The sequence below is a fragment of the Candidatus Izimaplasma bacterium HR1 genome (assembly GCA_000755705.1).
GTDB lineage: Bacteria > Bacillota_I > Bacilli_A > Izemoplasmatales > Izemoplasmataceae > Xianfuyuplasma.
The window spans coordinates 1,089,062-1,103,807 of record CP009415.1; the positions used below are offsets into that span (position 1 = coordinate 1,089,062).

Annotated in this window: 12 protein-coding genes; 11 read left to right on the forward strand and 1 reads right to left on the reverse strand. The window is 30.7% G+C overall.

Translation table 11 applies throughout. From position 1 onward, the window contains the following. Positions 1-20: 20 nt before the first annotated feature. From phaZ to KQ51_RS05335, 9 genes are all read left to right on the forward strand, one after another. Positions 21-914 (forward strand): intracellular short-chain-length polyhydroxyalkanoate depolymerase, encoded by an 894-nt coding sequence (gene phaZ / locus KQ51_RS05295; protein WP_038469813.1) that lies wholly within the window; start codon positions 21-23, stop codon positions 912-914. Positions 915-973: 59 nt separating this feature from the next. Continuing rightward, complete coding sequence (locus KQ51_RS05300; protein ID WP_038469816.1) at positions 974-1,441, forward strand: GyrI-like domain-containing protein; 468 nt, start codon at positions 974-976, stop codon at positions 1,439-1,441. A 76-nt stretch (positions 1,442-1,517) separates the two neighbouring features. Beyond that, positions 1,518-3,353, forward strand: a complete 1,836-nt coding sequence (locus tag KQ51_RS05305; RefSeq protein WP_038469819.1) for a hypothetical protein — start codon at positions 1,518-1,520, stop codon at positions 3,351-3,353. Between the two features lie 69 nt (positions 3,354-3,422). Continuing rightward, positions 3,423-4,970, forward strand: a complete 1,548-nt coding sequence (locus KQ51_RS05310; RefSeq protein ID WP_052609229.1) for an L-lactate permease — start codon at positions 3,423-3,425, stop codon at positions 4,968-4,970. Positions 4,971-5,092: 122 nt separating this feature from the next. Then, positions 5,093-5,518: a MarR family winged helix-turn-helix transcriptional regulator gene (locus KQ51_RS05315; RefSeq protein ID WP_052609231.1), complete on the forward strand. Its 426-nt coding sequence runs from the start codon at positions 5,093-5,095 to the stop codon at positions 5,516-5,518. Continuing rightward, complete coding sequence (locus KQ51_RS05320; RefSeq protein ID WP_038469822.1) at positions 5,515-7,284, forward strand: ABC transporter ATP-binding protein; 1,770 nt, start codon at positions 5,515-5,517, stop codon at positions 7,282-7,284. Before KQ51_RS05315 ends, KQ51_RS05320 begins: the two co-directional genes overlap by 4 nt. Continuing rightward, complete coding sequence (locus KQ51_RS05325; protein ID WP_232958000.1) at positions 7,285-9,081, forward strand: ABC transporter ATP-binding protein; 1,797 nt, start codon at positions 7,285-7,287, stop codon at positions 9,079-9,081. It begins immediately after the preceding gene. Between the two features lie 133 nt (positions 9,082-9,214). Further along, complete coding sequence (locus tag KQ51_RS05330) at positions 9,215-11,128, forward strand: sensor domain-containing diguanylate cyclase (protein ID WP_038469825.1); 1,914 nt, start codon at positions 9,215-9,217, stop codon at positions 11,126-11,128. A 42-nt stretch (positions 11,129-11,170) separates the two neighbouring features. Continuing rightward, positions 11,171-12,376: an NAD(P)/FAD-dependent oxidoreductase gene (locus KQ51_RS05335; protein ID WP_038469828.1), complete on the forward strand. Its 1,206-nt coding sequence runs from the start codon at positions 11,171-11,173 to the stop codon at positions 12,374-12,376. Between the two features lie 48 nt (positions 12,377-12,424). On the opposite strand, the gene KQ51_RS05340 is transcribed toward KQ51_RS05335, so the two are convergent. Beyond that, on the reverse strand, positions 12,425-13,369 hold the full coding sequence (locus KQ51_RS05340) for an L-lactate dehydrogenase (protein WP_038469832.1): 945 nt from the start codon (positions 13,367-13,369) through the stop codon (positions 12,425-12,427). Positions 13,370-13,554: 185 nt separating this feature from the next. Between KQ51_RS05340 and KQ51_RS09835 the strand changes: the two genes are divergently transcribed. Continuing rightward, entirely contained in the window at positions 13,555-13,872 is a 318-nt protein-coding gene (locus KQ51_RS09835) for a Rho termination factor N-terminal domain-containing protein (protein WP_038469835.1), read from the forward strand. Between the two features lie 265 nt (positions 13,873-14,137). Beyond that, the gene (locus KQ51_RS09425; RefSeq protein ID WP_052609233.1) at positions 14,138-14,746 is read left to right on the forward strand and encodes a TetR/AcrR family transcriptional regulator; all 609 of its coding nucleotides are present in this window, start codon (positions 14,138-14,140) and stop codon (positions 14,744-14,746) included.

Here is a 14,746-nt window from a genome sequence, read left to right on the forward strand (position 1 = left end):
AATTGATATAAGGAGTTATTATGAAAAAAAACTATGTTGAACTAGCAAATAATGAAAAAATCTACTATATAGATGAAGGAACTGGCAAAGAAACAATTGTTATGATCCACGGAAACATGAGTAGTGGTATACACTTTAAACCACTTATCGAAAGATTAAAAAATGATTATCGAATCATCGCGCCAGATATGAGAGGTTTTGGTGATTCAACTTACCTAAATGGAATTGAATCATTAGAAGATTTAGGTGACGACATTTTAATCTTATTACAAGCCTTGAAAATTGAAGAATACTATTTAGTTGGTTGGTCTACTGGTGGCGCTGTAGCTATGAAGATAGCTTCACAAAAACAAAAAGCTGTCAAAAAACTAATCTTACTAGAATCATGTTCTTATCGAGGTTACCCTATTTTTAAGAAAGATGAACTAGGACAAGCAAAAATTGGTGAATACTATTCATCAAAACATGAAATGTCATTAGATCCTGTTCAAGTTCTACCTATGGTTAACCTTTTCGAAAGTGGTAATACACCAGTTATGAAAGCCGTTTGGGACCAAGCTATATACACAGTAAATAAACCATCAACTGAAGATGATGCTTTATATCTAAGTGAGACAATGAAACAACGTAATCTAGTTGATCTTGATTGGTGTCTAACAACTTTTAATATGTCAAACTTCACTAATGGTGTAACCCTTGGTGATGGAACAATAAAAGATGTAATTTGTCCTGTCTTAACATTTTGGGGTGAAAAAGATGCAGTTGTATTAGAGTATATGATTGATGAAACTGTTGAAGCACTTCACGATGTAAAAAAAGTTACACTTAAAGATTCAGGTCATAGTCCTTTAGTGGATTGTCCTGATGAACTTACTAAAAATATAATTACTTTCATAAGTAATTCTCCAGAATAAGAACACTCAACTTGAGTGTTCTTTTCATTATGTAGTATAATAAAGATAGAGGTGATAATATGAAACATAAAATTGCTGAATTTGAAGATAGATTTTTTATTGGAATCGAGTACGAAGGTGGCGTAAAACCAGGTGAGACTGGAAAATTCGGACAACTATGGGATGATTTCTTAAGAGAGGATATCAAATTACTTAAAGATATACCAAATAAAAATAAATTCATTGGTTTGGAATGCTATCCTCCAGATTTTAGAGAATCACAAACATTTGATTATTACGCTTTACTAGAAACTAACGAGTTAGTAAAAAAAGACGGATTCTCATCAAAAAAACTACCTAAAGGTAAGTACTTATTATTTGAGATCAACTTTGATGATATCCATAACGAGATTCAACAAGTATACAAACATGTTAAAGAAAACAACGTAAATATCCATTACGGTTTTGATTATGAAGACTATCTTCAAGGACAAGACTATACAAAAACTGGAGCAATCCTGAATTTTGCATTAAAATTAGAAGAATAAGGAAGATTAAATCTTTCTTATTTTTTTTATAAGAAAAAAAGCTCTTTGTAAGTATTATCTATACGAGGTGATTTTAATGAAACTAAAATATGTGATATTAGGTCTAATACTTATTCTATTTGCCACAGGCAATGTAACTGCTAGTAATTTATCAAATTATTTACCTGGAGGGAAAAATTATCTTGAATTTGATAATTTTAACATTAATCAAGATAGATTATCCACAATTGACAGCATATATGTCAAGGGGGATACAGAATATACAATAAGCTTTCCAGGTGAAGGGTTGATCGAAAGACCGGAAGTAACTATTGAATCAAGTAACTATTTATACTTTGATGATTTAGCGTCTTCTATTAACGATTGTAGTGTAAGTATGGAATATACTATCTGTACTTTTACAACAACTTCAACAACCAGTTATATTGATATATCAATAACTGCGGATGGAATGGCATTATATTATAATTACTACGATATGGATGAATTCCAATTAGAAGAAGGTTCATCAAGAACTGTGTATGAGGAATACATTATTCCTTTTGTAGACGCGAATAGTCCTGAGTTTACTGGCGCGGGAGCATATATAACTTCTTACTATGATAGTTATTCATTAGCTTATATTATTGGGCAACATATTGTGGTAATTGATGACATTGATGGCAACATTACAGATCAAATAGAAATCGTAAGTGATGAATATACACAAAATATGAATTCTGTTGGTGAATATCTTGTTGAATTAAAAGCAACTGACATTGCTGGTAATAGTGCTTATTTCGATTTGACTATCATTGTAAAAGATGAAGTGGCGCCGATTATAACTGGTAATGATGTAGTAGATATTAGTGTAGAAACAACTAAAACATTAGAACAAATTATCAATGAGAACTATGTAGTTACTGATGGCCATGACTCCAATTTGGAAATAAACATAATAGTAGATAACTACACTGCTAACAAAGATCAACTAGGTTTGTACACAGTATCCCTGCAAACTGAAGATTTTTCTAGTAACGAGACAATCAAGAGCATTAGTATTAACGTTATTGATAACATATCTCCTGAGCTAGTTTCAAGTAGTAATATAGTAGTTCTACACTCTAATCCAAAAACAATAACTGAAATTATAGACGCACTAATATTCACTGATAATTACGATCTATCTTCTTCACTTTCAAAAGAAGTTTTAGCTGATAACTTTTCTGCTGCAAATATGGCTCCAGGAGATTATTTTATAAATCTATTGGTTTCAGATAGTTCTGGCAATAACATAGTTGTTGATATAAATATAGAAATAACTGATGATATTTACCCAACGATTACTGGCCCAGTAGCATACTCATATTCCTACACAAATCCACATTCTTTGAATGATATATTATCATTACTTCAAGTTAATGATAATTATGACATACTAACCAATGAAGATATAACGATAACAAGTGATACATTTTCTAATAGAACTAGTGAAGTTGGTGTGTATTATATTAATATAGAAGTAGAAGATGCTAGTTTTAATAAAACAACACATCAAATTGAAGTAACAATTATGGATGATCAAGCTCCGATAATATACGTTGACAATGTTTTTATTACTTTATCTGAGAATGCTACTTTTAATGAGCAAGATGCTTTAAATGTTATGATTAAAAACAGGGAAATTCCTGATCAAAATTATGAAGTAGAAGTAATTAAAGATGAATACTCAGGAAATGAAGAAATTCCTGGAATATATTTATATACAATCAAGTTTACTGATGAAGATGGTTCTAGTCTTTTGAAGGATTTTGTTATTGAAGTTCCAGAAGGAGACTCATTAATAGACAAGGAGTATTTAGTTAGAAATATTATTGTCTATACTGTCTCGGTATCATTTGTAATTGCTGTAATAGTAAAAACAAAAAAGTAAAAGCGTATTCACACTCATATCAGTTGACTTAAATATGTTTATAATTTAAAGTAAATTCGAGGTGTTATCATGGAATTTATAAATATTATAGTAAGTCTTATACCAATTTTAGGTCCATTAGTATTCTTAGTAATACTAAGAAAAAGTGCTAAAGTTGGAATGTCATTGAGTATGGTTTTAATAATTGTATTTGGATTACTTGTTTGGAAGATTGATCTTAATGTAATCTTTGCATCTATTGGGATTGGGGTCCACAATGCAATTACAATTATCTTTATTCTCTTTGGTGCTATTACATTGGTTAATACATTAAAGAATACAAAAGCTATTAAAAGAATTAACAACGGATTTTTATCAGTAACAAGTGATAAAAGAGTATTAATCATATTAATCGCATTCTTATTTGGAGGATTGATTGAAGGAGCTAGTGGGTTTGGAACTCCAGCTACTATAACCGGTCCCTTAATGGTAGCGATAGGAATTAATCCTTTTACTGCAGCTGTAATAGCGTTAGTTAGTGACAGCGTTTCTGTATCTTTTGGAGCGGTAGGGACACCGATTACAGTTGGATTAGGTGAGCCAGTAATTGCGGCTATTCCTAACTACATAACTCTTATTGATTTATTTGCAGGGACATTTATTCCATTAATGGTTGTTGCACTATATGTTGTAATAAGTGGTAAATATGAAGGTAAGAAATTTAAAAGTATTATCGAACTAGTACCATTCAGTATTATGATAGGTATTCTATATACTCTAACAGCATTTAGTGTTACTAGATTAATTGGCTATGAGTTCACTTCAATCATTTCACCAATCGTGGTAATGATTTTGACAATATTCTTAGCTAAGTACAATATTTTATTACCAAAGAAAACTGAAGAAATAATTAAGACAAAAAACGAAATGTCATTATTAAAAGCTTGGAGCCCGTATTTAATAGTAGTAGTATTACTTCTTGTTGGTAGAATGGTTCCATTCATTAAAGAAATGTTATTAAGTTTTAAGTTCCTGAACCTGACAAACTTCTTGAATACAGGAATAGGTAGTAAATTTGAAATATTATATTCACCAGGTACGGTTTTAATCATAGCTGCAATATTCGCTAGTTTCTTCCAAGGAAACGGATTTAAAGCATACAAAAAAGCTGTATTTGATTCAAAAGATGTATTAATAAATGCATCACTAGCGTTAATACCAACATTAATTATGGTAACTATCTTTAGATATAGTGGTATAAATGGTGGAGATGGAATAGGGATGACAACATTCCTTGCCATGAAGTTAGCTTCTTTGTTTGGTGAATCCTGGATTATTGGTAGTCCTATCCTAGGAGCTATAGGTAGTTTTGTTAGTGGAAGTGCAACAGTCTCTACATTAACATTTGGGAATGTTCAATCAATTGTAGCAACAGAATTGGGACTTAATGTAAACTTAGTCCTTGCAACTCAAGTCATTGGGGCAGCAATAGGAAATATGATTTGTGTACATAATGTTGTAGCAGCTTCAAGCGTTGTAGGACTTGAGAATGAAGAAGGAAACATAATAAGAAAAACAATTATACCTGCTGTTATTTACTTAATACTTGTAATAATAGTTGGACTAATAATAATTTAAAAACTGGAGAAATCCAGTTTTTTTTATTGCTTATTTATAAGTTTGAATATATAATAATTAGGTACTACCTAACTAATTGATTAGGTTTGACCTAAATATATTACTTGAGAGGAGAATTATACATGGAGAAAGAAGAAGTAAGAGTTTCTTTAAATAAGTTCTTAAAACTATATTTTGATGCTTGTAATGAAGTCTATGAAGAAATAAACTTCAATCAGATTAAAGGAATAAGATTTAAATACTTAAAAGAAATTCATAAAAGAAAAGAAGTCACACTAACAGAACTTGCAGACCATTTCTCAATTTCTAAACCTACTGTAAACGAAGTGATAAATCACTTCAAGGCAAATGGGATTATTGAAAAGCGGAAAAGTGAAAAGGATAAAAGAATTAACTATATCTCTTTGACTGACATCGGGGTGGTATTAGCTACCACTAATACTTTAGAAAGTAGAAGGGCTGTTGATCGAATGTTTGATAAACTTCCTAAAAAGGATATTAAGACATTGGTTAAAATCTTCAGTAAACTTGGAGGTAGTGATCAATGATATTTGGTAAAGCAATTAATAAATACTACATAAAGAATTTTCATTGGTTCCTCTTTGGAATCATTGCCTTAGTCATAATAGATACAGTTCAGTTAGAAATACCAGGATTACTTGGTTCAATAATTGATGGATTAGATAAAGGTACTATCGATATGAGCGGTATTATCGATATCCTAAAAACAGTTGCAATATACGTTGCAATTATTATGGGTGGTAGATTTGTCTGGAGAATGACTATTTTTACAGCATCGAGAAGATTCGATTATGGTCTAAGAAACGACATGTTTGAAAAAGCTGAGAAATTGTCTAATGAATTTTATTCTGAGAATAAAGTTGGAGGACTAATGGCTTACTTTACAAATGATTTAGAATCAGTAAGAAGAGCAGTTGGTCCAGGAATGATAATGTTTGTTGATGCAGTATATCTTGGGGGATTAGCATTATATAAAATGTCTTTCCTAGATTTGAGACTTACACTATATTCAGCAATTCCAATGTTAGTTATTGCATTAGTGGGTAGTTTTGTTGGTAGAAGAATGCGTGAAAAATTCAAAGAAGCTCAAAAAGCATTTGAGGATTTAAGTGATTTTGCTACTGAAAGTCTAAGTGGATTAAGTGTTGTCAAAGCTTTTGTTAAAGAACAATCGGAAATAAGAGAATTCTTAAAAACGAATAATGTTGCTCGAGTTAAAAATATTGAGTATGTCAAAATGCAAGCTAAATTCCAAATCATGATTAGAACTTTGGTAAGTTTAATTTTTGTTATTATCCTTGGATTTGGTGGTTACTTAGTATTTATGACAAGTGCGCTACCAGAAGCTGAAAGATTTTCAGCTGGACAGTTAACAGAATTTTATTTTCTATTTAGTTCATTAGTTTGGCCAATGATGGCTCTTGCTATGATTATTAATATAAGATCTAGAGGGAAAGGTTCATTACAACGTATTGAAAAAATATTAAATGAAGAAATTAGCGTAAAAGATCCCGAAAACCCAGTCCACCTAGATGAAATCAAAGGGAATATCGAGTTTAGAAATCTAACATTTAGATATCCCAAATCAAACGTAGATGTTTTGAAAAATATCAAATTTAGAATTAAAGCAGGAGAAACCGTTGGTATCCTTGGTAGAACTGGTAGTGGGAAAACTAGTATTGTAGATTTATTATTAAGAATTTATAATGTAAAGGCAGACACAATCTTTATCGATGGTGTTGACGTTATGAAGTTACCAGTATATGACGTTAGAAATGCAATAGGTTATGTCCCACAAGATGGATTCTTATTTAGTGATTCTATTCAAAACAATATATCTTTATCATTCGGAAAAAGTGAAGCTTTAGATTCAGTAAAATCAGCAGCTAGACTAAGTGATGTTCATGATAACATCATTGAATTTACTGAAGGATATGACACTGTAATTGGTGAAAGAGGTGTTACTTTATCTGGTGGACAAAGACAAAGAGTAGCGATAGCTCGTGCGCTTATCAGGAATTCACCCATAATGGTCTTAGATGACAGTGTAAGTGCTGTTGACACTAAAACCGAGGAAACTATTCTAACAAATCTAGAGACTGTTAGAAAAGGAAAAACAACCCTTATTATTGCCCACCGAATCAGCACTATTAAGAACGCTGATAAAATTATTATCGTTGATAATGGTGAAATCATTGATATCGGTTCACATGATGTACTTTTAACTCGTTGTGAATTCTATAAAGACATGGTTGATCGACAAAAACTCGAAGACGAAATGGGGGTGGAATAAATGCCTAGAAAAATAGGAGATTCTGATGATAAACGCTTGAACACAATGAAAGATGGCGACATCATTAAAAGACTATTGAAATACGCTATTCCATTCACAAGACAATTTGTTATTGTTTTCATCTTTATGATTGCTACTGTAATGTTTGGTATCTTTGAACCGATTTTATTAGGTAAAAGTATTGATATTATTGTTTATGATTTTGACCTAGATAATTTATTAAAATACTTATCAATTCTTGTTGGAATTATTATAGTCGGTAATGTCTTTAACTACATCCAAACAATCATGCTAAATACAATTGGACAAGGTGTTATATACAATATTCGTGAGGAGATTTTTACCCATCTTGAGCATCACGATATAGCTTATATCAATAGCCGTCCAACAGGGTCATTAGTAACCAGAGTTACTAATGACACCAATACCCTCAATGAAATGTATACAAGTGTAATCATTTCTGTATTCAAAAACGTAATGATGATTATTGGTATATTAATCGCAATGTTTGTGATTGATGCAACGCTTACTCTTTATGTATTAATTGTAATTCCATTTATTATCTTATTCTCATTTCTCTTCAGAATTTTATCAAGAAGAGCTTATCGCGAGGTAAGAAGTAATTTATCTAAAGTAAATGCTTTTTTAGCAGAACATTTATCAGGCATGAAGATTATTCAAATATTCAATAAGGAAGCAGTTAAGTTTAAGCAATTTGATGAAAGAAATGCAAAACTTAAAAGATCATATTATAAGCAAATTACTATCTTTGGTATTTACCGTCCAACAATGTACCTATTATTTATGATAGCAACTATTATCGTTTTTTACTTTGGTAGTGAGAGTGTATTAAATAATGTGATCACGATAGGAGTATTACTAACATTCTATCAATTTATTGGTCGCTTCTTTGAACCAATTCAACAATTAGCAGAGCAATTCAATATTCTTCAATCAGCTTTTGCATCAAGTGAAAGAATCTTTGGTATCTTAGATTCTAAACCAACAGTAGCAGACAAAGAAAATGCAATCGATTTAACAGATATGAAAGGTGAAATCGAATTTAGAAATGTGTGGTTTAAATATGTTGAAGATGAATGGGTTTTAAAAAATGTTTCATTCAAAGTAAAAGCAAAAGAATCAGTGGCCTTTGTTGGAGCAACAGGAGCAGGGAAAACAACCATCTTAGGACTTATTACGAGAAACTATGATATTCAACAGGGACAAATCCTTATAGATGGAATTGATATAACTGCTGTTTCTAAAAAAACACTTCGTAAGTACATAGGACAAATGCTTCAAGACGTCTTTATGTTTAGTGGGACAATCCGCTCCAATATTAAATTACGAAATGAAGAGATAACCGATGAAGAAATGATCAAAGCTTGTGAGTATGTTAATGCAACTCATTTCATAAACAAACTAGACAATACATTTGATGAAGAAGTGCGTGAAAGAGGAAATAACTTTAGTTCAGGACAAAGACAATTGTTATCTTTCGCAAGAACGATAGTTCACAGTCCCAAAGTAATGATTTTAGATGAAGCTACTTCAAATATTGATACCGAAACAGAACAACTAATTCAAGAATCGCTATATAAAATGATGTCTATAGGAACAATGCTGATTGTTGCTCATCGTCTATCTACTATTCAACATGTAGATAAGATAATCGTTCTAAGTAAAGGTGAAATCATTGAAAGTGGTAATCACCAAGAACTTTTAAAAGAACGTGGACATTATTACAATCTATACAGAATACAGTACCAAGACCAATCAAAAAACGACATTAAATAATGTCGTTTTTTTTAAGCAAAATCCATAAAGATAGACTAATTTAGTGGATAAGGCGAGTATTGCCTACAAAAATAACGTTATATTTGTTATAATGTATTTAAGTGAAATTATGAAATAGGAAAGCGGTGACTCTATGAGTAATAATCAACTTCTTAATCGACGTTGGCGCATTGTGTCAATTATGTTTATAATCTTTTTTATAGCTATTGTCGGACAAGATGTTTTACGAGAAGTATTTGTCTTTAAACAAGAGACAAATATGATTATTGACGAGTTAAATCGCGATATTCATAATGAAACTGAGAATAATGTTCAATTGATAGCTGATGATTTTAATTATGTAATAGATAACCTTCATGATGATTTACTTCTTCATACAGAAAAAAATACTGAAGGATTATTTTTTGCATCAAACACATTTTTATTAATGAATCCAACATACACCGATTCGGAAATTATTGATGGTATTTCAGAAATAACTTCGGAATACAGTGCTTTGGATAATCTTCATAACTACTTTGTTTATGACTTATCTGGAAACATTCATTATAACGGTGAAACTGATTCTTTTGATTCGTCTTCTATGATTGCAGAAGAAGACTATTTTGGTACAAAATATATTGAGGAGTTTATTCAAGGATTTGATCAAGATGATAAATTCTCTGTAGAGTACTATAATATTGTAGATGAAAGAGTAGTGAAATTTGTATTACACGGTGAAATAATTGAAGGAACAGATTTGATAATTTCTAATGTAGTAAATATGGAAACTTATTCATTAGAAAAGAAAATGAACAGATTAAGAAGTTTTGATCAAAAGTATTCTTCGATTACATCAAATCTTTTTATTATGGATTTCGATGGAACTATTCTATACCATATTAATCCTGAATATATTGGGCTGAATACCACAACAGAGGATCAAGTATTAAAAACATTCATAGATAAAGTCACAGAATATACTGAAACAAAATCAAATGGGTTCTTAGATTTAGAACTATATAATAGTGAAGATGAAGTGGAGGATTACATAGGGTACTTACAAGTCATCAGTGAATGGGAAATAATAGTTGGTTCAAATGTTTCAGAAAGTAAATACAACGATATTATTGATAATTACACTGAATCAAACTATCAATTAATGCTCACTATCAAAATACCCAGTTACATTTTTATAGCACTATTTAGCTTTATAATATTTGCTTATTTATCACAGACAATAAGAAAATCACAAATAATTGTTCAAGAAGATGAAAAGTTATATCGTAAATTCGCCAATTTAACATCAGAGATTATTTTGATAACGGATAAACAAGGAGAGGTAATCTTTACAAACAGCTTGGGGAATAAAGCAATATTTGGTAAACGTAATATCGATTGCAAAGTCTTTTTTGATCAAATCTTAGTCGAAGAAGAGGGGTACTTTGTTTTATACGGCTATACTGAAGATTTCTTTGTTAAATTTGTAACTGAAGCAATTGAGTATAATAACCAAGGTGCAGATTTATATATTATTTCTGATGTAACTGAAAAAATAAAAACAGAGCGTAAACTAGAAGCCTTATCTCTAGTAGATGAACTAACAAAATTAGGAAACCGCCGAATGATGGTAAGAGAATATAATGAGATTGTTTTACCACATGTCAAAACAGGTAGTGATGCATATTTAGTAATGTTAGACTTGGATGACTTTAAACCAGCCAATGATATATATGGCCACAGTTATGGAGATCAAGTTCTCAAAAATGTTGCATCAATATTTATGAATAATAAAGATGAAAATATATTTATTTATCGTATTGGTGGAGATGAATTTGCATTAATATTCATCAAAAATACTGAGGACGAAGTAATAGAAAAACTTAAAAAAATGCAAAAAGAAGTCGAAGATTATCCATATACTAAATCAATCAATGTTAGTTTTAGTGCAGGGATAAAAGTTATGAAAATCAACGATAAGAGAAGAAGATTTTCAGACTACTACGACCAAGCAGATAAATTGCTCTATAAATCAAAAAAAGAGGGAAAAAGAAAAATCAGTATTTAATAAGCACCATTGGTGCTTATTTTTCTCGAGAGGAGAATAAGAATGAACTATCAGGCAATTATCATTGGTGCTGGTCCTGCAGGACTAATGGCAGCAATTGAATTTGAGAAACAGAATATTAATTACTTATTGCTAGAAAAGAAAGAGAAAGTTGCAAAAAAACTTTTCATTTCTGGTGGTAAGAGATGTAATGTAACTAATAACTTAGATATTGATGAATTCATCAATAATCTTACTTTAAAAAACAAAAAATTCTTATATCCTTCACTATATACATTTGGACCTACTGATGTAATAAGGTTTTTTAATGACAATGATCTTAAACTTGTTCTAGAAAACAACTTTAAGTACTTCCCAATTACTAATAGAAGCCAAAGTATTATAGATGTTCTATTGAAGAATATAAACAAGGATAATATAAAACTAGAGACTGAAGTAAAAAGAATTACTAAAGTTGAAAAATTATTTATAGTTAAAACGGAGAATAAGATTTACAAAACAGATAACCTAATTGTTGCCACAGGTTCTAAGAGTTTTCCAATGACAGGTTCAACTGGTTTTGGACTGCAAATAGCAAACTCATTCGATATTAAGTTTAAAGATTTCAGTCCAGCTGAGACACATATTTACTCAAAGCAAATCGTAAATAACTTTAAGGATTTACAAGGTACTACAATAAAGAATACTCTTGTTAAGATAAAAAACTCTAAAATTAAACATCAAGGAGATTTATTATTTACTCATTTTGGTTTGAGTGGTCCAGTTATTTATCATTTATCAGAATTTATCTATGAATCAGCAAATGAACCAGTAATTTTAGAATTCTCACTCACTTCGAAAACCAATCATGAAGTGGACGAATTGTTTAATGATGGCAAGTTATTAATTCTAAAAGCATTGGAACAACTAGTTAGTAAAAGATTAGCTAGAAAAATATTAGAAATATTGAGCTTTGAAAATAGACGAATTAGTGAAATATCGAAAAAGGATCTTGATAGAATAAAAGACACAGTTCTAAGGTTTTCAATTGAAGTATCAAAAGTAGAAGATAGAGATAAATCTTATGTGAATAAGGGAGGAATTCTTTTAAATGAATTAAATCCAAATTCTTTAGAAACTAAAAAAGTAGGAGGTCTCTACTTTATCGGTGAAACTGTCAATATCCACGGACCAATAGGCGGATACAATATAACTATCGCCTTTGCTACAGGGAAATTAGCAGCACTCGATATATCAGAAAAGTATTAGAACTTGAGTTAAGTATTCCAAATAAAAAAAGCTGCTTTAGCAGCTTTTTTAGTACCCTATGTTTGTTAAATTATCTTTTAATATTTTTGCAGATGCAGCTAACTTGTCTTTTTCCTTAGGAGAAAGAGCAAAATGAACTACATGATGAACCCCTTCTCTGTTTAAAACAGCTGGTAATCCGATATAAACATCTTTTTCTATAGAATACACACCATCGTTCAATACACTAATTGGCATTATACGGTTTTCATTATTAAAGATTGCTCGGGTGATTCTAACTAATGCCATACCTATACCCCAATAAGTAGCTCGTTTGCGTTTTATAATCTCATACGCAGCGTCTCTTACATTCTCGTAAATATGTTCTAGGTTTTCAAAATTTATCTCATCCATTGAATTGATTACATCAAAGATTGGTTTACCTCCAATGTTTGCATTAGACCAAACAACAAATTCACTGTCGCCATGCTCACCTAAAATATACGCATGTACATTTCTTGGATCGATATTTACATAGCTAGAGATTTCATATCGCAATCTAGCAGTATCTAAACTAGTACCACTCCCGATAACTCTTGATTTATCTAATCCTGATTCTTTCCAAGCTACATAAGCTAAAATATCAACAGGATTACTAGCAACTAATAAGATTCCATCAAAACCACTTGCCATAACACTTCTTACAACGGATTTAACAATTGTGGCATTACGATTTAACAATTGAATACGAGTTTCACCATCCTTTTGGTTTACTCCAGCGGTAATAACCACCAATCCTGCATCTTTGCAATTATCATAAGTTCCCGCACTAATATTCATTTTTCTTGGCGCAAAAGCCATACCATGATTTAAATCCATAGCTTCCCCAACAGCTTTTTCGTGATCAATATCAATTAATACTAACTCTTCAGCTGCTCCTTGATTAACTAATGCATAAGCATAACTCATTCCTACAAACCCGGTTCCAACAACAACAACTTTACTTTTTTCCATATTCTTCACCTCGATTATATTGTACACTATATAATTATATAATTTATATCAAACACTAATAAAAGCGTTTTACATTTAGGAAAATGTTTTCATCGAATATCATTTGAAATAGTTTTCTGGATAACTTATAATTATAGAGTAGTAACTAAAGGGAATAAAATATTATATAGAAAGGTGGAAATGATATGTCATTTTGGAGTAAATTATTTGGGAAAAATAAAAAAGTAGAAGTAAAAGAAGCGGTAAAGGTAGTTGAACCTGTTATGGAGGAGCCAGTTGTTGAAGAAGTAGTTGAAGAGGTTACCCCTGAACCAGAAGTAGCACCTGAACCAGAAGTAGCACCTGAACCAGAAGTAGCTCCTGAACCAAAAGTAGCACCTAAACCAAAAGTTAATTATAATGCTATGAAAGTTGTAGAACTAAAAGAACTTGCTAAGGCAAAGGGTATTACTGGATATACAAAACTCAAAAAAGCAGAACTTATTAAAGCATTGAAAAAGTAAAATATCACAAAAAGAATTTAAATTAAAGACGATGATTTTTCATTGTCTTTTTTTTCACAACTCTTTCATAACTCCTTCATACTCTCTACATAAGAATTTTGTATAATGAGAGAGTAAAATTCTTTTCAACATCCTCTAGATTTAATAACAAAAACTCTAAAAGAAAAAGTTCCTTCCCCCAGGAACTTTTTTAATGTCTAAATGTTGACATATGACAACTCGTCATATATAATAAAGTGACACTTCGTCACAAAGGAGGATTATTATGCCAAAAGAAACATTTAGTAATCTAGATGAAAATAAAAAGAATATCATTATTGATGCCGCGATTAAAGAGTTTACGGAGAATGAACTTCATAAAGCTCGTGTATCAAATATAATTAAAGAAGCGGGAATCCCAAGAGGTAGTTTCTACCAATATTTTGAAGATATAGATGATCTTTATTATTTTGTTATTGATTTGACGTTTGATGAGATATTTACCGAGGGTTATAAACATTCAGAAATGACTAATGATTTATTTGAGTATATAAGATTAACATTTGATGTTGATTATAATGCTTATGCAAATCAAAAAAGACATCGATTTATGAAAAATGTATTTAAGAGCATAGGTTCTAATATGGAATTTATAGAACACCATCACAATCGTAGAAAAGATTATATTATAACAATACTGAATCGTATGGATTTATCTGATATAAGAATAGGTAATGAAATAGATGAGTTAGTAAGACTGTATGAATTTTTACAACATATAAAGAGAAGTGTAATTCAAGGAGCCTTAATGAAGAATCTGACTTTTGAAGCAGCGAGAAAAGAGTTAGATTGGCATCTGGACATCCTAAAACATGGACTACTTAAGGAGGAATAA